The organism is Brucella pecoris (genome assembly GCF_006376675.1).
GTDB lineage: Bacteria > Pseudomonadota > Alphaproteobacteria > Rhizobiales > Rhizobiaceae > Brucella > Brucella pecoris.
The window spans coordinates 49,530-72,004 of the sequence record NZ_VEWK01000012.1 but is presented as its reverse complement, the minus strand read 5'-3'; the positions used below and the strand labels follow the sequence as shown (position 1 = coordinate 72,004).

Here is a 22,475-nt window from a genome sequence, read left to right as displayed (position 1 = left end):
CCGGGCAGCCGCAACGACCTCAAGCTTTGCAGGGTAAGCCGCTCGGCATCCCAGGAATAGATGCCGGTGAGACACCAAACTCGATCGGCTCGACCGCGATGTATCGATATCAGCACCACCGTCAAGGCGTTCGCCGAAATGAGCGTGCAGGTCTATTGTCTCGCAATCGGTGGCGCGGACCTCACCAGTTTTTTTGGCATTATGATCATGCAGGCGCTCAACGCTGGCGCCCAGTTCGAGCGCGATTTGCCGATCGAACTGACGCAATCTGGTCTGAAGCGTGCGAGGTCAGAAGGCAAGACGCGTGGCCGGCCCTCAACACTCAGCGATGAACAGAAGCAGGACGTGCGTCACGATCTTGCAAAAGAGATGAGTGTCTCGGCAATCGCCAAGAAATTTGGGACCAGCCGCCAGACAATCATGCGGGTCCGCGATGAAGGCTCACACTTCGTACGACCTTAGCGTACCATTTTTGCAAATCTTGTTCCGATCTCAGTCTGGTGATGCGAACGCCGGTTTCCTCGCTGGTAACCACCTGTACACCTCGAAATACTCTCCGCTTTTGTGCAAATCGTGATTCAATCCTGCATGTGTGATTTGCAGGGAGCGAACAATGCGTGGGTAGCCCGGCTTTTGGGATTTGGACGAGCGTTACGAGCGGCTGAGTGCCGTCGAAGACCCTTTAGAAACGCTCAACAGCGTCCTTCCTTGGCCTCCTTATCTGGAAACCTCTGGAACCACAGCGCGATAACTCTATGCAGTTTTATGTTTCTAGATGGTAGGCGTCTGCTATAATCTCTAACGGTCGATTATTCCTATAACATCCTACCACATCATAAAGCGCGTAACGTCACTATCCGCCACCTTACCATCCAAGACATCCGCAATCGACTGATCTACGATACCTACCGCCTCATCTATTTCCGCTTCAGTCAGTGTCAATGAAGGCATGAATTCCAGAACATTCGCGTTGAGACCGACATAGGTGAAAGCTGCGCCGAGTTGATAGCCGCGATATATAATTTTCGCGGTCGTCGTTACCGGAGCCGGCTCACGTGAGCCACGATCACTCACGAGATCAACGCCAATCGCTAGCCCTCTGCCGCGTACATCCCCGATGATGGAATGCCTATCGCTGAGCCGGCGCAGGCGATCTGCGAAAAGCCCCCCAACCCGCTCCGATCGTTGGGCAAGTCCTTGCCTCTCAATCGTATTGAGTACAGCGCGACCGGCAGCAGTCGCCACTGGATTTCCGGCTGTGGTTTGCAACACAAACGCAGGCGCGTGATCCATCACCCATTGCGGTCCAACAACCGCAGAAAGAGGTAAACCACCTCCAAGACCTTTTCCGAACACCACCATGTCTGGCGCAAGCCCTTCATGCTGGAAACAATGCATCAGCCCGGTTCGGCCAAGGCCAACCTTGACCTCATCGACTACCACCAGAATTCCATGTTTGCGACAACGATCCTGCAATGCTTCCAAAAAGGCCGGCGGAGGCACGACGAGACCACCATCTGATAAGATCGGCTCGATGAACACAGCCGCAACTTGCTCTGGCGGGCAGCTTGTAGCGAAGTGATAATCGAGAAGTTCAAGCACGGCTTCCGCGGAAAAGCGTGGCCTGAACGGATCAGGATATGGCAACAGCAATACACCGGGGCGCGGCAATGTATGTGTCATCGCAGTGTGACCGCTGATCCCCATCGAACCAGTCAGATTACCGTGGTAAGAACCGATAAAAGATATGATACGTGAGCGCTTGGTGGCGGCAGTTAGTACGCGTACCGCACAATCATTGGCATCTGATCCCGAATGACCAAACCACACGCGACGCTCGCCAATGCCGGGGGTGATGCGCAGCAAGTCTTCGGCAAGCGAAACGGCAGGCTCGTTCGGGTAAAGCAACAAGCTTGCACCCGCCATATCGCGAACAGATTTTTCAACCGCTTCAACAATAGCCGGATGACCATACCCCAGAGCAGCAGGTCCGGCAGAGCCAGACAGATCAAGGATGGAACGCCCACCTTCCTCTATCAGCCTGTTGCCCTTGCCGCCGATCAGGCTCAAAGGTGAAAACCGCAAGCGTCCTATTTCTGCAATGACCCGCACGTCGCGCTCAAGCAATGAAAGCGGTATCTGCATCATGTTCACTCCTGGTGTGACTGACCAAGCAAAGCCTTTGCCAGACGATCTGTCCATTCGGCTATGCCTTGTGGCGTCGATACAAGATCCTGACGAATTTCAACGAGAATGGCTTCATGTCCGCGATCCTGACCATGAACAGGAATGGCGTAATCATCGTCGCGGCTGACCGTATAAGGAACATTCCCATCCACATTCAGCATCGGATCGAGGCGTAAACTCTCGATCACCGTCTGCGCAAGTTCATATGAGCGATCATAAAGAATGCCCGCATGCCACGGTCGGACATTACCCTTGAAGACCGGCGTAAACGAATGAATCGCAACGATTTTCACCTTGCGTCCGGCTTTTTCACGCTCCGTGATATGGGCCGCAACCCGGTCATGAAACGGGGTAAAAATGCGCTTGGCACGGCGCGTTTTCTCTTCATCGCCGATATCGATGTTGCCGGGAATATTCGTGCTTTCCGAAAGATGGGGAATGCTGGTGACCGCATCGAGAGGGCGATTAAGATCAATCAGCAAACGCGAATAGGTCGACAGAAAAGCCGGAGCGTTCAAACGCACAACCAAGCCCCGTGTTACTTCCGCAGCACCGATATCCCATGCGATATGGCGCTGCCGATCAACACTGGAAAGGCCCAGATCGGCGTATTCGGTTGGCATATGATGCGACGCGTGCTCGCACAACAGCACGATATCGGAACTGCCGCCTTCATTGTGTATTTCAACAGGGTCCGGCCAATCGGCAGACTGTTGTCGTTCAAGGAGATGATCTGACATTAGTATAGTGTCCGATAAAGCGCACAGGTTTCGTCTGCATTGAGTTCAGCGACACGGGCAAGCTCCGCCTGTTTGACGCCAACAAAAGTTTCGATGAAAGCCGGATCAAACCAGCCACAAACCGTTTTATCGGCCTGAAGCACATTAAGCGCCTGTGTCAATGTTTCAGGCAACCGCACGAGGCCGAGCTCGGCGCGTTCCTGATCACTCATCGAGGTTGGATCTCCCGTCACCAATGGTGGAGTATCAAGTTCAGCCCTAAGACCTTCCAGACCTGCCCACACAATAGCCGCCAGAGACAAATAGGGATTGGCAGTGGCATCCGCTGCCCGATATTCGATATTAAACTGCTTGGCAGGATCACGACCACCAATGGTGACAGTTGGGCAAATCCGCAGGCTGGCCTCACGCTCCTTGTCCGCAAGCCAGGTATAGGAAGAACTCCAGCTATGCGGCTTCAGGCGGAAGAACGAGGATGGATTGGAAGCCGTCAATACCGTGATTGCAGGCAAGTGACGCAACACGCCCGCGCAAAATGCGCCAGCCGCGTTCGACAACCGACCCGGCTTTTGCGGATCGTACGTGGCAGGTTCACCTTTCTGATCGACAAAGCTGAAATGGATATGCACACCATTGCCCACAGCATTGGGTTCAGTTTTCGGCGCAAAACTCGCCTTCCACCCAAGATTGCGCGCGACTTCGCGGGTGATTTCGCGGATTGCCACCGCACGGTCGGCGGCACTCACGCCATCAGTTGGCGCGTGCGTAACTTCAAACTGCTCGTCACCAAACTCAGCAATGATTACTTCTGGCGCAACACCCGCCTGTTCCAGCGCCGCCATTAACTGCGGCGCGAACGGATCGGTGCGACGCAAGGCTTCCATTGATAGCGAATGGGCTTTTGGAAAATCCCCGCCGAAAATCTGAAATTCCTGCTCGAATGTCGATAGCAGCGACAGGCCGGTCAGTTCCTTCAGATCGGCAAGCGCTTGACGCAGCATGGAACGTGTGCAGCCAAGCCATGCATTGCCATCAAGATCAACAATATCACCCGGCACCATGTCAAATGGTGTCGATCCGCCAGTCAGATCAGTGCGATAACGCGCCTTCAGATCGGGCAAAATGCGAAGGTCGCCTGACGATCCCCATGGATTATCAGCCGCGATGGAATTAAACGGCGTCAGCGAAAGATTAGCCTGTAACCAGCCAATTCCAGTAACCGACTGCTTTTCAAGGCGGCTTTGTGCAATGGAGCGCCCCCGCGTTATTCCTGAAAGATCGGTCGTAACGATGGCAACAAGTGGTTCAAAAGCTGTTGTCATGACTGCTTTCCCATCTGGTTAAAGCGCTCAACAACCGTCTGCGTATCGGCTTGCCAGCAATAGCCACCAAAAGCCTTCAAAGCACCGTCATGACGTTCAGGCGTCGCGGACGCACAGGCATCGCTTACGCAGGTTACCAGATAGCCGCGATCAGCAGCATCGCGAACGGCCATGTCTACGCATTGGTCGGTCATGATACCGGTAATGATCAGATAACGGACATTCAGGTTCTTGAGAACGTAATCGATATTGGTGGAATTGAAGACACCGGAGGAGGTTTTCGGCAGCATAATTTCGTCGCGTACCGGCATCAGCGATGGCACAGGCAGCCCTTCCGGGCGGCTTGGCGCAACGTGAATAGGCGTCATCTTATGATCGAGCGAACAATCACGACCATCTTCGGTGAGACTTTGGATGATTGTATGCAGTACTTCAACACCATTTGCGCGTGCCGCAGCCAACAACTTTTCATTATTTGGGATTGTGACACCGGATGTCTGCTTGATGAAATAATGATCTGCATCACGTTCTGGATGTGACGGATCAAGCCCTGGCTCAAGCCATATACGCTGCATATCAACGAGCAGAATTGCCGTTTCGCCAGCAACGAATGGAGCGTCGCGTTTTATTGTCGAATGTACCATATCAGGTGTTCCCTTTGTTTATTCTTGAACCTGTGGATTGGGGCTAATCTATCGTGCTTTTGGCCCCGGAAAATCGCGTATCCCTAGCTCTTCATCCAAAGCGCTGCGGCCATCATCCCTCACGCTGTCGAGCGTAATGGCATTTTGCCGCCGCACGTCTTCAAGCGCTTCGATACGATCATGGGTCGCTTCGCTAATTGTTGAAAGAATGTGAGTAACCAGCGCTTCCATCTGCACAATGGATGGCCCCAACGTATCGTAAGGCGACGTCACTTCCTGCGGGCTGACAATCGTTGCTTCGGAATATTCCGACACCGGCGAAAGCCATGGATCAGTGAACAGTACAATCTTCACACCACGTGCCGCCGCCTGTTTTGCGAAAGCGACGACATCAAGCTGATACCGGCGATAATCGAACACGACAAGCACATCGCGTTTACCCATATCGGCAATAATATCAAACTGTTGCGCCGACAAAGCGCCAAGATCGACAACGCCGCTTCGAAACTGATAAATGTAGCCCGCCAGCATCCCTGCAACATGGCGACTAAACCGCCCGCCCAGAAACAAGACCTGTCCTTTGGCCTCCATAATGATTCTGGCGGCTCTGTCATAGGTCGTGACCGGCGTCGTCGTCATCGCCTTGTCGAGCGCCTTGATGACAGACTGGATATAGGTGATAACCACGGCCTGATCGGGGCTTGCAGCGGCCTGATCCGCACGTTTCGCCTCCATCATCAAAAGTGGCGAATGAAGACGGGATTCAATCTCGGCCAGAAGCCTCGCCTGAAAATCTGCAAAGCCGTCAAAACCCAGTTTCATCACCAGACGAATGACGGTTGGATCGCTCACCCCTGCCCTGCGGGCGAGGCTCGTGGCAGTCCCAAGGCCGGACGTCGGATAGTCTGTCAGCAGCAGCTTGACGATTTTCTCCTCCGACGGAGTGAGCGCCAGATCACCGCGCATCAACACGTCCCGTATCGCCATATTGCTTCCCCTGCCTTTCTCGTCCGGCCTTGCCTGTTTCGCAAGTAATGAAGATTCAATTACAGAAAATTTTATTATCGTCAATCGTGAAGAGATATTGACATAAAATAAAAACTGGCCTTACGTTGAAGAAAAGCAGAACCCAATTCTGCGGGGAACAACATGACAACAAACACACATTCATCGTCGCTGGGGTCCAGCGCGCTGGCTACAAAGCAGGTTGCACATCGCAGTTTTTTCTCGACAGCTCTGAAAAGCGCATTGGTCGACAGCACCGCGATGGTTTTGTTGATCATCGCTGTCGCCATCATCGCATTTGTTTTCGGCGGACCTGCCATTCAGCGAGTCGTCGCTTATGCAGCGATCATGTTGACGGCGGTCGTGGGTTTGCAGATTTTTTCCGGAAATACGGGGATCGTTTCGTTCGGCCACGCTGGTTTCATGGGCATCGGCGCCTATATCACCGGCATTTTAACCATGCCAGCGGCGATGCAAGCCACCACATTACCCGCATTGCCCTCTTTCATGGCTGGATTTGAATTGCCATTTCTCGGCGCTCTTATTGTGGTGGTCCTGCTGGCTGTCATTATTGGCTCCATCACTGGCATCCCACTGTTACGCCTGTCTGGATCAAGCGCGCCAATCGCAACGCTCGCTTTGCTCATCATTATTTACACGGTTTTGGTGGCGGCTCGTGAAATCACCCGCGGCAGTCAGCCATTTTATGGTGTTCCACGCGACGTAGGCTTGTGGACGACAGTTTTGGTGGCCTCCATTGCACTGACTATCGCTCGTCTCTTCCGCGATACACCGTTCGGACTTGCTGCGCGTGCCGCATCTGATGACGAACGCGGTGCAGCAGCGGTCGGCGTCAACCACCGTGCGGCGTGGCTGTCCTCGTGGGTTCTCAGCATCGTTGTGGCGATGGCTGCGGGCGCTATGATGGCGCAATTTCTTGGTGCATTTTCACCGCGAGACTTCTATTTCGATCTCGGGTTTACCATCCTTGCCATGTTGATCGTTGGCGGTATGCATTCAGCGCTCGGAGCCTTTTCAGGCGTGATCGCCACAACCATCGTAATCGAAATCGTGCGACGCTGGGAAGGTGGCGGCGATATTCTAGGCTTCCATATTCCACCCGTGTTTGGCCTGACACAAGGCGCGCTGGCGCTGGCGATGATACTAATCATCTGGCGTCGCCCTGAAGGGCTGTTCGGTAAGGGTGAGCTTAATTTACTGCGCCGTTTTGGACTGGCCAAAAAGGCCGATGCTGCCGCCGAGCCTGAGCGCAATCCGGATACCACACCGATCATCGCAAGCCATCTGACGCGTCGTTATGCAGGGGTTGTTGCGGTGGACGATGCATCGCTCGAATTCCATACCAATATGATCACCGGGATTATTGGACCCAACGGTGCAGGCAAAACGACTTTCATCAACATGATCTCTGGCGATGTTGCTCCCAGCTCCGGTCAGGTTTCCATCAGCAGTGATCCCATTGCACATACCGCATTCCGTTTTGCACGGCATGGCGTAGCGCGCACTTTCCAGAACATCCGCATTTTTCCACGCATGACCGTAATGGAAAATGTGGTGGTAGCTGCGAGACAGGTCGAACCCAATCTGGTAACTGCCGAAGCAACAGCTATGCGCGAACTGCATCGCATGGGTCTAGCAGATTACGCCGACCGCACCGCTGCCGGATTGGCCTATGGATTGCGTCGTCGACTTGAGATTGCTCGCGCCCTCGTTCTAAAGCCGCGTTTTCTGCTTCTGGACGAACCTGCAGCTGGTATGAACGCCGTCGAAACCGCCGATCTGGTCACCATATTGGCGCAAATTCGGAAAGAGCGTCAGATCGGTATCATCCTTATCGAGCACGATATGCGGCTGGTAATGGGTCTGTGCGAGCGGATCGTGGTGATCGACCACGGCAAGGTCATTGCCGATGGCGTGCCCGCTGAAGTTCAGAAAAACCCGGATGTCGTTGCCGCTTACCTTGGCAGCCGCAGCGCGCGCACCAAACACAACAATTAAGACCATAACAAAGGGGAAACAAAAATGTCTCAACGCAATTTCATCAGACGTTCTATCCTTGCGGCATCAGCGTGTGGCTTGGCAATTGCCGCAGCATCTAGCGCTAAAGCCGAAGATATCATCATCGGCGTTGCAACTGCACAAACAGGCGGCCTGGCACCCTATGACCAACCTTCGCTGGCCGGATTCCGGATGGCCATTGACGAAATCAACGCCAAGGGCGGTCTTGGTGGAAAATACCCGGCGAAACTGATCATCAAGGATACCCGCACCGACACAGCCCAGACAGCGACCGTCGCGCAAGAATTGATTGATGCAGGTGCGAAAATCATGATCACACCCTGCGATGCCGACGCCTCCATTGCAGCCGGCCAACTGACGCAACCGCTCAACATACCGACGCTGACATTTTGTGGCACAGCCCCGATCTTGAGCGTTGCCGTTGGCGATGTGATGTTTGGCACTTATCCAGCGGACAATGTGCAAGCTACCGCCGTTGCCGATTTTGCGCTTTCTGAAGGCAAGAAATCAGTTTACCTGCTGACATCGCCCGACACGACCTATGTCGCCAACCTGCCGGAATATTTTGGCAAGGTTTTTGAAAAGAAGGGCGGTAAAGTTATCGGTCGCGGCACCTTCACCATGAACCAGCCAGACTTTTCCGCTGAAGTCACCAAGATCAAAAATATGGCCGAAAAGCCTGATCTGATCATGACAGCAGCTTATGAGCCGGACTTCCCAGCCTTTATTCAGCAGTTGCGGGCCGCTGGCGTTAATACACCAGTATATGGTGCCGATGCACTCAACACACCAACCATCAAAGGTCTTGGTAAGCTGGCAGACGGCGTGGTGTTCACTGCCGCAGGCTATGCCGAACCGGGCAGCAAGCTTGAGGCTTTCGACAAATCCTTTGCTAAAATCACGGGTCACGCACCTGAATCCACCTATGAAGTCAATGGGTATGAAATTGGCCTCATTCTCGATGCTGCCGTGAAAGCAGCGGGTTCAGACGACCCTCGCGCTATCCGTGATGCCATCGCTGCCACCAAAGACTTTGACGGCGTCACTGGCAAGATCACCTATGCGGGAACGACCGGCATGCCCCTGCGCCCTGTAGTCTTGATGCGCTATGAAGGCGGCATGCCCCACTATGTGAAAACTGAAGTTCCGGCCGCTGAAGACGTTCCCGCACCGTGAACCATCACGTCGCTGAAACCGCTTTCACAATCGGGATATTATAATGCTGACCCTGGACGCTCTTAAAATTCGATATGGCGAGGTTGAGGCTGTACGTGGCGTCGATCTCAATGTCGGGCACGGCGAAATCGTCGCGCTTGTCGGCGCCAATGGGGCGGGCAAAAGCTCTACCCTTGGTGCGATTGCTGGTCTTGTACCAGCAGCGTCCGGCAAAATCACCTTCGAAGGCAAGGAATTGAAAGGCCTTGCCTCCGAAGCTATCTCCCGGCTCGGCATAGCGCTGGTTCCAGAAGGTCGTCGAATTTTCGCAAGCCTAACAGTCGCAGATAATCTGCGACTTGGGGGCGCGATGCATCTTTCCAATGCGGAAGCAAAAATACGCGAAGAGGAAATTCTCGAGCTGTTTCCAATTCTGCACCGTTATTACCGTATCAAAGGTGGCAATCTTTCCGGCGGAGAACAACAGATGTTGGCCATCGGCAGGGCGCTGATGTCAAAGCCCAAGCTCATCCTTCTTGATGAACCTTCACTGGGGCTTGCTCCGCAGATCATCGACACGGTTTTCGATCTGATCGCAAGCTTGCGCGAACAAGGACTGACGGTTTTGCTAATCGAGCAGAATGTAGCGCTGGCCCTGGAGATCGCCGACAATGCGACCGTGCTGGCAAATGGCGAGGCCGTTCTTTCTGGAACAGCGAAAGAACTCGCGGATTCCGATCTTGTCCGCCAAGCTTATTTGGGAGCTTGAATACGATGATTATGCAACAGATCATCAATGCCATCAGCCTCGGCGGCGTCTACGCCTTGCTGGCGCTCGGTCTGGCAATTGTCTTTTCCATCGTCGGACTGATCAATTTTGCTCATGGCGAATTGATGACCATTTCAGGCTATGCGCTGCTGGCCGCACTGTTCATAGGCGCACCTTTTGGTCTAGCTGTCGCAGTCGCCCTTGGTGTGGGCGCAATCGCCGCTGTATTAATGGAGCGTATTGCGTTTCGACCGATGCGCGGAGCGAGTGTCACAAGTCTGCTCTTAACGAGTTTCGCCGTGTCCAGTCTGCTGAAAGTCTTCTTTCAAAATGGCGTCTCAGCGCGAGCACAGCCCGTGCCTATGCCAAGTTGGATGACAGGCGCTTTCCAGATCGGGGACATGACAATCGGCGTAGGCCCGGCAATCTCCATTTCCGTTTCACTTCTAGCATTGATTGCATTGGAATTATTTCTCAGGCGCACCGTTACAGGAACGGCAATGCGTGCCGCCGCCGAAGATTTCAATGTCGTGCGTCTGATGGGCATTCCGGCCGGCCGGATCATCGCAACGGCATTCCTGCTATCCGGTCTTCTTGCGGGGCTTGCATCGATGTTGTGGATTGCCCAACGCGCATCCGTCGATCCGCTGATGGGTTTCACACCCGTACTCAAAGCCTTTATTGCGGCAGTCGTTGGTGGTTTGGGTAGCCTCTCGGGCGCTGTTGCCGGTGGATTTTTGCTAGGCTTCATCGAAGTTCTGCTGCAAGCGACCCTTCCGTCCGAACTGGCACCCTATCGGGACGCCATGGTCCTTTCCGGGGTAATTGTCATCCTACTTATTCGTCCAAACGGACTAATCCCGGCCATCCGCGTACAGAGAAGCTGATGTATACGAAACCCGAATTCGCACCACTTTCCGAAAATGAAGTATTGGATCTTATCAAGGCAACCGTCTTTGCAACAGTTGTTACACAAGGTGATACAGGTCTGGTTGTCTCCCATCTGCCCTTTGTTCTTAAAAAATCAGATGCTGGAGTTATCAAGTTAGAATCGCACCTCGCACGCGCCAACCCACACAGCCAACTGATTGCTGAGGGACGCGAAACAGTTGTGATCTTTAACGGACCACACGGTTATATTTCATCGTCGTGGTATCCAGCAGAGCCGGTGCGTGACAGCGCCCCCACCTGGAATTTTGCGGTCGTGCATTGTCATGGTCGTCCGGTACAAATCGACGATCATGCAACCGCACGCCATCTGCTGGAACTCGTCGATGTTCTCGAAGATGGGCGTGAAAACCGATGGCATATGCGTGAGCTTGGCTTCGGTGGTATGCAACGCCGACTACCGAACATTGTAGGCTTCGCACTGCCGATCACTCGAATTGAAGCCAAGTTCAAGATGGGGCAGGACGAGCGGCTGTATGACACGCGCGGAGCAATCGATGTTTTAAGCATAACGGACTCCGCTCTTGCCGAAACCATGAAACGACATAATGCAGATCGTAAAGACGGATAGCAAATTATTGATCTTGCCAATTTTTTGGAGGGCTTCATCGTAGTTTGCTGTAAAGGCATGCAACACTTGGTTCCTACGATTGATGAACGTGTAGTTTGTGCGTTATTGATCAAACGATCACTAATCCATCGCACCTATTAGGAGCAACCGGGACGGTATTTCTGCTACAACGGCATGTTCAACGCCCTTGGGGATGATTACGAATTCTCCCACGCGGAAAAGGCGCTCTTCTCCTTGCATGACGACGCGCATGCATCCGGAAAGCAGAACCGCGACTTCTGTGTTATGGGATACATGCGCTTCGATTTCCCCGTTGATTTCGGCCTCGATCACCACGGCTCCCGCTTCAAGGCAACCAAGCACGGTTCCCCTGAAACCCGGAGCTTCTATGACGCCGCCAATCTGCAACTCCATATCAGTCATCAGAACAAGCCTTCTTTTCCGCCAGCAGCAAAATCCCGGCTCTAGGCGCCAGAACGATGTCTTTCGGCTCAAGTCCGGCGCCCTGCGCCAATTCGCGGAGCATATCGCCGGTATAAAATTTCATGGATTGCGCCATGCGGCTGAAATACCCGCCGATCTGTTCGCGCATATCCGGCGGAGCCGTTACAAGGACGAGAGAACCGCCGGGTTTGAGGACGCGCGCCATCTCCCGCATAGCCCCCTGCGGATCGGGGAAAAAGAAAAAGGCGTTCAGGCAATAGGCCTTATCCGCCCGACAGTCTTCAAGCGGTAATGCCGATGCGTCCGCCCTGACAACCTGAAGACGGCCGGTTCTGACTGCATCGGCGTTCAGCTTCCCGGTGGCATCAACCATTGCATCGCTATGGTCGAATGCCGTGGCGCGGCAACCGCTTTTCAAAGCGCGACGCATGAAGACGCCTCCCCCGCAACCTACCTCTATTATGTGATCCTCCTGTTTCGGAGGCGCCTTAGAAAGAGCCATATCAAATCCGGGCGTGTGCCCGACCGGAAAGCGATAAAGCAGGCGTCCCAGAAACCCGTGCGGACGACGGGCGATGCGGTCTACCAGACGTTCGGCAAAATCATTCATCCCGCGCCCCTTCCGAATGCAAGAGGGTGGAAGGTGCGAGTGCGCGTCTCACTATCCGGGCGACCGCGACGATGATCAGGCATCCGGCTGCGACAAACAAGAACATCGCACTGTAGCCGATAGAAGCGGCGAGCCACACGACGACACCCGCGAGAAGCATCTCGCCGGTGACATTGATGCTTTGCAGCAATGTTACATCGGTTCCGGCCTGCTTACCTGCACCGCCGAATGCCATGATTAGCGTCGCGGCACAGACTGCGATAATGCCGCTGCCGACATTCAGCAATACGGTCGCGGCGACCACACCTGGCCACCCGACCGGAATGGCATGGAGAGCCAGAAGTCCCCATGCGCCAAAACCCAGCATCACCACGACGACGCCAGTGGTCAGGCCGGTCCAAAGCCTGTCCGCCGCAAGCCTGCTGCCGACCGGACTACCGATGAAAATCAGCACCAGACCGCCAAGCGTGGCGACGAGCCCCGCATCGCGGTTTGTCCAGCCCAGATCGACGAGAAAGAGTTTTGTAACGCTCGCACCACCCGCATGGGCGCCGCCATAAAGGAAGGCCAATAGCAGTAATGGCCAGATGCCCTGCCGACGGAAGCAATCCGAAAGCCGCGCCTTACCATGCCCGATGCTCGCACCCTGCAAAGCATCCTCCTTCCATGCAAGCACGAGAAGAATGGATGCAAACGGTATCAGCGAGAGGATCAGGAGCAGGTTGCGCTGGCCAAGCGTATCGATGAAAAGCAGGGTGCCACCACCGCCGACCATGAAGCCCCCCATCATGCCAGCGATCTGAAGAGCATTCGCCCGGCTCAACGCACCAGCACGCAGACGTTCAGCGGCAAGGCCATCGGTCGCCGTGTCCTGCGTAGCACTTGCGCACATACCGATCGCCATGATGACGATCATCAGCAGCGCATTGCTTGAAACTGCAGGAATGAAAGCAAGCGCCATCATCGATAGCAGAAGAACCGACTGCATCGGAATGATCCAGCTGCGACGACGCCCTAACCGGAGGCTCCAGTGGTTGTCGACAAGTGGTGCCCAGAATATTTTGAGTATCCACGGAAGACCGGCCAGAGGAATGAATGCCAATATCTCAAGCGGTACACCATTCTGGCGCATGATGACAGGCAGCGCTTCCATAGCAAGCCCCATCGGCAAGCCTTGCGAGAAATAGAGCGCACCGATCAGAACCATGAGAAGCCTATCGTCTCGCGATTGCGACAAGGTGGTAACGGGGGAACCAAAATGAACCTCTGTCATGCTACCTACCACTTCGCTGCCAGCGTCAAGCCGTAGGATCGTCCCTGTGCGGCGACACCCATATCAGTTCCCGAGTAGCTGAAATAGTTTTTGAGATAGGTTTCATCGGTGAGGTTCTTGCCCCACAGCGTCGCGCTCCACCAGTCCTTCGCGATGCCTATATGTGCATCGACAATATGTGTCGGTTTCTGGCGATAGCCGTTGTCGGACGTGAAGGAATAGGAGCTTCTATAGGCATAATCGATCCCGGAATTGAGCAGCCAGCCATTCTGGAACGCATGTTTCCAACGCGCTCCGGCATTAAAACTGTGTTCGGGAGCGAAAGGCAGCGGATTGCCGGTATAATTTTGCCCCATCACCTCATCGACAAAATCGTCATATTCAGCGCGGGTGTAGCCATATCCGCCCGAAACAGACAGGGCGTCGGTAACAGCCCATGTGCCTTCAATTTCAAAGCCCTTTGACGTTGCCGCAGCAGCATTGCGATAAACGCGGGTGAAAGGCGTGGTATAGATGACAGCCTGCTGGTCCTTCCAGTCAATATAGAAGGCAGCGGCCGACAGCGTCACACGGCCATCGAGCACCGTTGCCTTCGCGCCGATCTCATAACTCGTCGTGGTTTCAGGATCATAACTGTTGGCGGAACCGTCCGCTTCGATATAGGGGCTGATGCCGCCTGCCTTATAGCCACGGCTGATTTTCGCATAGGCGATATTGCCTTCGGAAAAATGCCATGTCGCGCTGGCTTCCGGTGAAAAATTGGTGAAAGAGACATCCCCTTCGGCATAACCGGGATAGCCGAACATATAGGTGCCACTTGGTGAACTGATTTCCGAACTGGTGCGCTTGCGGTCATGGGTCAGCCGCGCACCAGCCGAAAGCTCCAATTGCGGCAGGACGTAATACGCCACTTCGCCAAAGGCGGAATAGGTATCCGCGCTCTGCTCGAAAACATCACGGCTCAACTGATCGCGTGGCAGCGACGCAAGGTCGAAATATTGCGTGCCATCGAATTTTTCATGCATATAGAAAAGCCCGCCGGTCCAGCGCAAAGGTCCGTTATCATTCGACGACAACCGTAGTTCCTGACTGAACTGGCGCTGCTTTTCCACCTGCCCCTGAACGATATTGGGTGTGGGCGTAAACTCGCCGTCGAGAAATTGTGAGAAATCATGCCCACGCACGGCGGTGATCGAGGTCAGTTCCATCCCGCCGAAATCATGATCGATACGAGCGGATATGCCACCGGATTTGACATCATTTTCCGGGTCAAAATCATGATCCGCCTTGCGATCATAAGCCAGATCAAGCGGCGCATACCAAAGACCGCCATCGCTGTTGTCGCGGGAGAAATCGGCAATAATCTTCAACTTTGTATTCTCATTCAGATCGCCCGCGACGCTAAAGCGCCCGGTGAAAGTGTCGAGATCACTGACATCATCCCCATTATAGATATTGGTCAGATAACCATTATTACCGGCCCATGCCGCAGCGCCACGTATGGCCAGACCCGTGCCCTCTATGGGTGTCTCAAAAGCGGCCTTGATGCGCTTTTCGCCATCGCTGCCATAGGTCGCCGAAATCTCAGCACCAGGCTTGTCACCGGGCAAACGGGAAAGCAGATTGACCGCCCCGCCGATCGTGTTTTTACCGTAGAGAATAGATTGCGACCCGCGCACAACTTCCACCCTCTCGAAATCATCGAGAAGCCCTGGAAAACCCAAAGGCCGGGCAATGAAGACATCATCAAGAAACAGACCGACAGCAGGCGATCTATCGACACCGCCGGCAATTCCCAGCGAGCCCACGCCGCGAATGGTCAGCGGCCCACCCTGCCCGTTGTAATTCACATTGGGAATACGAAACGCGGCGTCCTCAAGCGTCGTGACATTGCCGGGAGCCAGTTCATCCTGCGTAATCGCCGTCACTGAAACCGGCGTATCCTGCGCTTTCTCCTCGCGCCGTCTGGCAGTCACCACTATCTGTTCGAGAATAATGACACCATCCTTCTGCTGTTGTGCAGAAAGATCCTGCGACGCGGAGCTATCAACGCCGATAGCCAGTATCAGCCCCGCTGTCAGTCCATTCGACAGCAGAAATTGCGTGCGCTTCTTAATCATGACAATATGCCCCAAGTTTCATGGGCCTTGTTTGCTATAGCTTCAGGTGAAGGACAATCCCATCGGCTTTGGGGATCGCGTCAATGGCTTTGGGATTCGCGCAAGATTTCTGGAACGCCTACAGAGTACGGCGTTTTCCGATGACTTCGGTGGGTGAAACACCGAAACGCTTACGAAATTCGGTTGCAAAATGTGCCGGATGATAGCCCATCCCCTGCGCCACGCCGGATATCGAGGTTTCACCCGCTTCCAGAAGATGACGCGCTTCATCAAGACGTCTCGACTTGACGAAGGCGTAGACCGGCGTTCCGAAAAGATCGACAAACCCCGCGCCAAGCTTGCGGGCATTGGTCCCGACCATGCGTGCAAGATCGCCAACCGATGGCGGATTGGCGAGATCGGCAAGCAGGATGGAGCGGGCCGCATGGAAGCATTCGATGTCACGCGCCGTCCATCTTGCACGCCCCCTGCCCGCATGCGCATCCTCGTCCGGCAAAAGATGCGCGATGAGTTCAAGCGCCTTGCCCGCCATATATAAATTGCGCGCCTGTCCGCGAAGCGGGCATCCCAGCATCTGCCACGAAATCGCGCTGACGATGGCCGTAGCATTGCTTTGCGCCTTGCCTGCCGCAGCAGCAATGGCTGCAATCGTTTCAGACCCGAACCAGTTTTCCGCGCCATCAGGATCGATCTGAATGAAGATTGCGCTCAGCGAGCCGTCCGTCAAGGAACGATGCTCCGTCTCCATCGGCTTGTCGCTGCTGAAAACCGCCGCTTGCCCCTTGCACCAGATACTGTTTCCAAATTGCTGCTGATCGACTTCGACATGCCCTTCAATGACATTACCCAGCCAGATCCCCGGCTGCATGACCGAGCGCCATAAATCACCGCGTCTGACAGCCATGCTGTCTATCAGAACTTTCAATCCGGCAGTCTCGATGATTTCCAAAATCAGCACCCAACACGTTCGCGCGGGTTGACTTCATATTAGTTGATAATAAATGTCAACTTTTATCACATTGATGTCACACATGCCAAGCGGCTGAAAACGGGTCTGCTATCCGTTCAACCCTGTTTTTGCCAATTCAATTTCCGACTTGATTGAACTCGTAAAATACCGGCCGAGCCATACGCGCGGCATGTTGCGCATGACGAAATTACGCATATGAAAAGCGAATGCACTGCGAGGAATGAAAACCGATGCCATTTTTCGGCTGCGCGCATGAAGCCGTCCAATGATCGGGCGCAATCGCGCCTCATGCAGCGCCAAGGCCTCCGCTACATTCTTGTGCGATTGTAGGGCCTGCCCCAAGATTTCGGCGGATGCAAGCGCCATGCCCGCCCCCTGCCCCGAGACCAGCGTCAGGCAATGGGCCCCATCGCCCAGAAGCATCACCCGTCCCTTCGACCAGCGCGGCAGGTCGATCATGGTCAGGCTGTCAATCAGCAACGAGGCGCCGCTATCACGTGCATTCTGCAAAAGATTGCGCACTTCAGGGTGGCTCTTGCGGCTCACTTCAGCCAGCAGCCCGAAGCGATCTTCCGACTGCTCCAGTCCTGTCCTTTGATCCCGCCAGACATGCATGGCGGCAAGCCTGCCATCATGCAGCGCATAATATTCCGCCAGATGGCCCGGCTCGGCGTAAGAGAGGAAATCACTGTCAAAACTGCGCGGAGCGTCGACATCATAGACCGCAAAATAATAGCCGAGCGGCGCAAGACAGGCATTATCCGGCCCAAAGATTTTCTGGCGCATCGAAGAGCGGAAACCATCCGCGCCGATCAGAAGATCGGCTTTGATTTTGTCACCGCTTGCCAGCCCCGCGATCACGCCTTCATCACTGTTTTCAATCTCCACAACGCTTTCTCCGAAACGGATTGTTGCGGTATCGGGCAGCACCTCGCTCAGCGCGCGAACGAGATCATTGCGACGAATGGCGAGAAAAGGCAGATCGCGAATGAAATCGCGATAACGCAGCCGCAGCAATTCCTTGCCTCTGCTGTCCTTGTAGACATTCTCGTCAATCGTATACGCAGACGCCTGCAATCTATCGTGCAGGCCCATGCGCCCCGCCGTCTCGAACCCTAATCCCGAAAGGCCCAGCATATAGCCATTCTCGCGCAGGCTGGGCGCACGTTCCACAATAAGTGAGCGCCAGCCAGCCTTATCAAGCCACCATGCGGCTGAAAGCCCGGCCACGCCCGCACCAATAATAAGAGCAAGCGGTCTGGTCATGATGAAACTCCCGTCATAAATCGACGTTCCAGAAATCTGAGGATGAATGGCGTTAGCAACGCCAGCAGAAAGGCCATGCCAAAGCTGGCGGAATATCCCGCGCGCGCGGCAAGCATTGCCCCCGCATAGCCGAAAAGAGCGGCAGCCACAGCACTGGCGCTTTGAAACAAAGTGAAATCGACACCCGGCTGCTTTTCGGAAACGATATCCATCAACCGCGAATAAATCGCGACGAATCCGGCGGCCATAGTTGCCGCTTCGAGCATGAAAGCGCCGACGAGAACCGGCAGTTGCCGCACATGCACCATGACGATTGCCGCAACAAGGCAAAGCGTTGCGATATGCAGCATCGCGACAAGCAGCACAGCAGCTTTTGCGCCTTTGCGATGGACGATCAATCCGCCCATGGCCGCGCCCGCAACACCGGCGACAACCCCGCCAATACCGTTCAGCACGCCCAAAAGCGAAAGCGGTACCCCCGCATCGATCAAAAACGGTCCCGACAGCGATTGCGCCAGCCGTCCGCCCATCTCGAAAACAATGGCCATGCAAAGACCGATACGAATATCAAACCGGCGGAGTGCGTTTCTCAGCCCCGGCCGCTCCATTTCCGGCACGGTTTTACACCGGGCTTCCGGGGTAAGCGCCATCGGCAAACTCATGACCAGCAGGATAAGAGCAAGCAACACACAAGCGACAAACCAGCCCCACAGGGCGCTGGCGGTGACGAAAAGACCACTACCGAAAATCAGGCCGAGATAACCACCGCCAACCTGCGCAACGTTTCCGGCACCCCGCTTCCCCGCCGCTATCTGTTCGATGATATAAGCGTCACAGGCAATATCAACGGTCGCCGATGCAACGGCCATCAAAACCAAAAGCACCAGGATGGTTGTAAAACTGGTGGTTCCAGAAAATCCAAGACCGATAAGCAAGAGCGCTACGACGATTTCTCCGGTCATGACGATCAAGCGCGAACGTCGCCTGCCATCGGGCTGAATACGCAGCCTCTCCGTCCATGGTGACCATAGAAATTTCACACCCCAGACCAGCATGGCGAGCGAAACAAGGCCGATCCTGTCGAGCGCTACGTTCTCCGCCCGCAAAATGGCGGGAATGCCCATGAAGGTCAGCCCTCCGATAAGGCTTTGCGCGGTATAGATGCCGCCCGCCGCGATCAGCACGCGCGGCAGCGATGCGGTTGTAGCATTCGCCATGACTTCAGAAATCCTTGCGAAGCGTCAGGCCGAAAGTGCGCCCCTTACCGAGGGTGCCCAATTCATAAGGACCATTCACATAACCGGAAGTCTTGTAGCTCTTGTCGGCGATATTCTGCACATAGAGCTGCGCCTTGAAGCCAGACGCATTTGCGAAATCGAGACTTGCATCCACGGTAGCAAAACCGTCCTGACCCGTGCTGTTCGCCTCATCAAAATAGACTTTTGAGGCATAATTGACCGCACCATTGGCCGTCAGCGTTCCGTCCAGAATATCCTCGCTCAACACATAGGCCACGTTAACATGAGCGGTAATGTCTGGGGCATAGGGAACGCGGTTGCCGTCGTAGCTGACGCTTGTATAGGGATCGGTGAAATCGGTAAATTCCGAACGCCCGAATGCGGCGTTTCCGGTCAATGTCAGGCGCTGGGTTGCCCGCCATGTGCCTTCGATTTCGATGCCGGTGCTGGAAGCCTCACCCGCGTTGCGGATGAATTGCTGACCGATCATACCGACATAGATCTGCTTGTCTGTCGAGCGGATATGATAGAGCGAGGCTGAAACATCAACCGCGCCACCCAGCAGCGTCGATTTCACGCCTGCCTCAAAGTTCCAAGCGGATTCGGCTTCATAAGGGGCCGCATCAATGTCCGACGAAATGCTGTGGTTGAAGCCGCCCGGCTTGTAGCCACGCGACACCACACCGAAGAGACGAACGTCCGGCGCCACTTCGTAACCGATGGCCACCTTTGGCTGAAGGCTGGTGAAATGCGCCTTGTTGTCGAAATCGAAACCGTAGCCAGTCCCATATGTATCAGTGCGCTCGGCGTCGATGCGCGAACGGTCATAGGTTGCGCGCAGGCCGCCAGTGAGGTCAAGCCTGTCGGTCGCGTGCCACGTCAGTTCTCCGAATGCGGCAGCACTGTCACTGACGACATTGTTCTTCGCTTCGCCATAATAACCGACAATGCCGCTTTTGGTGCCAGTGAAATCGTCATGACTGTACCATAGTCCCGCGACACCGCTGAAAATGACGCTATCGTAGGACAGACGCACTTCTTGCGTGAACTGCTTGTCGTTCTGCGGCCAGAAATAGCGCGAACCGGCGCCGGACGAGAAATTGCGCATCACGTCGCTCTCCTGATAGGCGGAGATGCTGGAAAGCGTGAAATCGCCGAAACGATAATTCAACTGTCCCGAAAGATTGGTGACCTTGCGCTTCAGGGTCGGCAACTCACCATAGAGGCTGCTGTCGTAAATGCGGTCGTCAACATCCTGCTGGAAAGCATAGACCTCTTCATGCGAACGCAACCATTCACGCGAAAAGCTAAGTGACGCATCGAAATCACCACCCGTCGGCGCATAGCGCAGCGTGGCGCGGCCGAAACCATTATCAGATGTGTTGATATTGTCGTCGCCCGTCGCCCGGTCATCCATGTCGCCGGAGAAATGCTCGAATGTACCGGCATAATCGAGAAACAGAGTATCTTTCGAGAGAACCAGTGTACCGCCGATCTCGACAGAAGGTTCCTGCGCAGAAATATTCGTCTGCACATAGAAACGGTTGCGATTGTTCTTCTTCGTGATGATGTTGATAACGCCGCCATAGGCGTTGGCACCATAAAGCGTGCCCTGCGGCCCGCGCAAAAGCTCGACACGCTCCACATCCATCAAAGGTTGCGAGAAGGTCGACGGCAATTGCGGTGCACCATCAACATAGACTTGCACAGTTGGATTGAAATAATCCGGCGACGACTGGCCGCGAACGGTGAAATTGGAATAGATGCGGTTGCCGCGATTGGCGATGCTCAATCCCGGAAACACTTTCTGCAAATCCTCGACTGTTCGTATGCCGCGCTGCTCTAGCTGTTCGCCGGTGACGGCCGATACCGACCCGTCGATCTTATCAAGCGCCTGCTCACGCTTTGAAGCCGTGACAGTGATCGTATCGAGGACAATTCCCTTGTTTTCCTCGGCCTGAACGTAGCTCGCTCCCAGAGCCCACAGGCATACAGAACTTGCCAAAAGTATCTTTCGCATATCAAGCATGTCGACCCACACCGCACAATCGCATTAAAACTTGATAGCCATATTCCACTTATTCGACAGATGGGCTAACGTTTTCCGAACCACGATTGACGGAAACGGGACTAATTCTGCGAGCGCAACAAACACATGTCCTTGCCTGACACTTCAAATCCGCTTTCCACGCCAAAAAGCCAGACCATGCAGCCGGAAAGCTGGCGTGACGTCGTTGATGGCGAAATCGATCAGCTCGGCTGGCGCGCATACACGACAGTCGAGCAGCCCGACACGGATGTCACCGTCTTCATGATCGATGTGATGCCCACTCAGGACATGGTTTTTCACCCGGAAGGTCCGGCAACCTTCTCGCTCTCGGTCTTTCTCGATGGTGCGGGAACATTGTCGGTCGATGGCGCAACTCCTTTCGAGATCGCATCCGGTACTGCCGTGCTCTTTGCCTGCAAGCGCACCACCCGTGGTGAAAACCGCATCCAGGCAGGACGCCGCCTGCGTGTGGTCGACATTCGTTTCGAGCCGCCACTACTCGAAAAGCTGGGCGGCGTCTCACTGGCACAATTGGGTGGAGCAGTCCTGACCGAGCACAGCCTGCCGGAACAGGACATTTTTCTCGTCGGCTTCAAGGCTCCGCCTGAATTGATCGCAGCCGCGACCAGCCTTATACAATGCCGTTTCGAGGAAGGCCTTGCACGTCTTCTGCATCTTTACAGCAAATCTATCGAAGCGCTCAGCATCAGCATCGATGCAATGTCGCGTAATCGATCCGAAACACCGCTCAAACCATTAAGCGACGAGGAAATGCAGCGCTTAAACAATGCGCTGGAGCTGATTAAAAACCACTACAGCGACGACTGGACCATCCCCCGGCTGGCACGAGAGATCGGTCTGAACGAAAGGCGGCTGAAGGAAGGATTCCGCCTTACCATCGGGAGATCGGTCCATGCGCATTTGCGTGCTATCCGGCTTGAGGCGGCGGCAACGCTGCTTGCAGCAGGTTCAAGCGTCACCGAAGCCGCCTATACGGTCGGCTTTGACAATCTGAGCCATTTCAGCAAGATCTTTCGCGAGGAAAAGGGCGTGCTGCCAAGCAAATATATGCGCTGAAATTTTGCTTTCGAAAGGACCCATCCAGAAGCATCGTTATTTCAGC

19 protein-coding genes and 1 pseudogene are annotated in these 22,475 nt (G+C 54.7%); 7 read left to right on the top strand and 13 right to left on the bottom strand.

The window, feature by feature from the left end:
- Window positions 1–73: 73 nt before the first annotated feature.
- A pseudogene (locus FIB18_RS19595) lies at window positions 74–462 on the top strand (recombinase family protein); the annotation flags it as partial.
- 363 nt (window positions 463–825) lie between these two features.
- Here FIB18_RS19595 and FIB18_RS19590 read toward each other — a convergent pair.
- From FIB18_RS19590 to FIB18_RS19570, 5 genes are read right to left on the bottom strand one after another with little or no spacing between them, the layout of a single operon-like run.
- Window positions 826–2,148, bottom strand: a complete 1,323-nt coding sequence (locus FIB18_RS19590; RefSeq protein WP_235894928.1) for an aspartate aminotransferase family protein — start codon at window positions 2,146–2,148, stop codon at window positions 826–828.
- 2 nt (window positions 2,149–2,150) lie between these two features.
- The gene (locus tag FIB18_RS19585; protein ID WP_140022294.1) at window positions 2,151–2,927 is read right to left on the bottom strand and encodes an N-formylglutamate amidohydrolase; all 777 of its coding nucleotides are present in this window, start codon (window positions 2,925–2,927) and stop codon (window positions 2,151–2,153) included.
- A complete protein-coding gene (locus tag FIB18_RS19580) occupies window positions 2,927–4,249 on the bottom strand; it encodes a type I glutamate--ammonia ligase (RefSeq protein WP_140022293.1) in 1,323 nt (440 codons plus the stop codon). The genes FIB18_RS19585 and FIB18_RS19580 overlap by 1 nt, the downstream gene beginning before the upstream one ends.
- Entirely contained in the window at window positions 4,246–4,893 is a 648-nt protein-coding gene (locus FIB18_RS19575; RefSeq protein WP_140022292.1) for a cysteine hydrolase family protein, read from the bottom strand. Before FIB18_RS19575 ends, FIB18_RS19580 begins: the two co-directional genes overlap by 4 nt.
- 48 nt (window positions 4,894–4,941) lie before the next feature.
- Complete coding sequence (locus tag FIB18_RS19570; protein ID WP_140022291.1) at window positions 4,942–5,880, bottom strand: MurR/RpiR family transcriptional regulator; 939 nt, start codon at window positions 5,878–5,880, stop codon at window positions 4,942–4,944.
- Window positions 5,881–6,042: 162 nt separating this feature from the next.
- Between FIB18_RS19570 and FIB18_RS19565 the strand changes: the two genes are divergently transcribed.
- Genes FIB18_RS19565 through FIB18_RS19545 form a run of 5 tightly spaced genes read left to right on the top strand, consistent with a single transcriptional unit; the run spans window position 6,043 to window position 11,381 of the window.
- Complete coding sequence (locus FIB18_RS19565) at window positions 6,043–7,917, top strand: branched-chain amino acid ABC transporter ATP-binding protein/permease (RefSeq protein WP_140022290.1); 1,875 nt, start codon at window positions 6,043–6,045, stop codon at window positions 7,915–7,917.
- 24 nt (window positions 7,918–7,941) lie between these two features.
- Window positions 7,942–9,114: an ABC transporter substrate-binding protein gene (locus FIB18_RS19560; protein ID WP_140022289.1), complete on the top strand. Its 1,173-nt coding sequence runs from the start codon at window positions 7,942–7,944 to the stop codon at window positions 9,112–9,114.
- A 43-nt stretch (window positions 9,115–9,157) separates the two neighbouring features.
- Window positions 9,158–9,862 (top strand): ABC transporter ATP-binding protein, encoded by a 705-nt coding sequence (locus FIB18_RS19555; protein WP_140022288.1) that lies wholly within the window; start codon window positions 9,158–9,160, stop codon window positions 9,860–9,862.
- 5 nt (window positions 9,863–9,867) lie between these two features.
- Window positions 9,868–10,749, top strand: coding sequence for a branched-chain amino acid ABC transporter permease (locus tag FIB18_RS19550; protein ID WP_140022287.1), 882 nt, complete (start codon window positions 9,868–9,870; stop codon window positions 10,747–10,749).
- The gene (locus FIB18_RS19545; protein ID WP_140022286.1) at window positions 10,749–11,381 is read left to right on the top strand and encodes an FMN-binding negative transcriptional regulator; all 633 of its coding nucleotides are present in this window, start codon (window positions 10,749–10,751) and stop codon (window positions 11,379–11,381) included. The genes FIB18_RS19550 and FIB18_RS19545 overlap by 1 nt, the downstream gene beginning before the upstream one ends.
- Window positions 11,382–11,501: 120 nt before the next feature.
- Here FIB18_RS19545 and FIB18_RS19540 read toward each other — a convergent pair whose 3' ends face one another.
- The 8 genes from FIB18_RS19540 to FIB18_RS19505 all read right to left on the bottom strand — a co-directional run bounded on the left by FIB18_RS19540 (window position 11,502) and on the right by FIB18_RS19505 (window position 21,331).
- Window positions 11,502–11,804 carry a cupin domain-containing protein gene (locus tag FIB18_RS19540; protein WP_140022285.1) on the bottom strand — a complete coding sequence of 101 codons (303 nt, stop codon included), beginning with the start codon at window positions 11,802–11,804 and terminating at the stop codon, window positions 11,502–11,504.
- On the bottom strand, window positions 11,797–12,435 hold the full coding sequence (locus FIB18_RS19535; RefSeq protein ID WP_140022284.1) for a class I SAM-dependent methyltransferase: 639 nt from the start codon (window positions 12,433–12,435) through the stop codon (window positions 11,797–11,799). The genes FIB18_RS19540 and FIB18_RS19535 overlap by 8 nt, the downstream gene beginning before the upstream one ends.
- Complete coding sequence (locus FIB18_RS19530) at window positions 12,428–13,708, bottom strand: MFS transporter (protein ID WP_140022283.1); 1,281 nt, start codon at window positions 13,706–13,708, stop codon at window positions 12,428–12,430. Before FIB18_RS19530 ends, FIB18_RS19535 begins: the two co-directional genes overlap by 8 nt.
- 5 nt (window positions 13,709–13,713) lie before the next feature.
- The gene (locus FIB18_RS19525; RefSeq protein WP_140022282.1) at window positions 13,714–15,828 is read right to left on the bottom strand and encodes a TonB-dependent receptor; all 2,115 of its coding nucleotides are present in this window, start codon (window positions 15,826–15,828) and stop codon (window positions 13,714–13,716) included.
- A gap of 118 nt (window positions 15,829–15,946) precedes the next feature.
- On the bottom strand, window positions 15,947–16,786 hold the full coding sequence (locus FIB18_RS19520) for a helix-turn-helix domain-containing protein (protein WP_140022281.1): 840 nt from the start codon (window positions 16,784–16,786) through the stop codon (window positions 15,947–15,949).
- A 99-nt stretch (window positions 16,787–16,885) separates the two neighbouring features.
- Complete coding sequence (locus tag FIB18_RS19515; RefSeq protein ID WP_140022280.1) at window positions 16,886–18,064, bottom strand: FAD-dependent monooxygenase; 1,179 nt, start codon at window positions 18,062–18,064, stop codon at window positions 16,886–16,888.
- Window positions 18,061–19,281, bottom strand: coding sequence for an MFS transporter (locus FIB18_RS19510; RefSeq protein ID WP_140022279.1), 1,221 nt, complete (start codon window positions 19,279–19,281; stop codon window positions 18,061–18,063). The genes FIB18_RS19515 and FIB18_RS19510 overlap by 4 nt, the downstream gene beginning before the upstream one ends.
- 4 nt (window positions 19,282–19,285) lie before the next feature.
- Entirely contained in the window at window positions 19,286–21,331 is a 2,046-nt protein-coding gene (locus FIB18_RS19505) for a TonB-dependent receptor (RefSeq protein ID WP_235894927.1), read from the bottom strand.
- Window positions 21,332–21,457: 126 nt separating this feature from the next.
- On the opposite strand from FIB18_RS19505, the gene FIB18_RS19500 reads away from it, so the two are divergent.
- Window positions 21,458–22,429, top strand: coding sequence for a helix-turn-helix transcriptional regulator (locus tag FIB18_RS19500; protein WP_235894926.1), 972 nt, complete (start codon window positions 21,458–21,460; stop codon window positions 22,427–22,429).
- The last annotated feature ends 46 nt before the right edge of the window (window positions 22,430–22,475 follow it).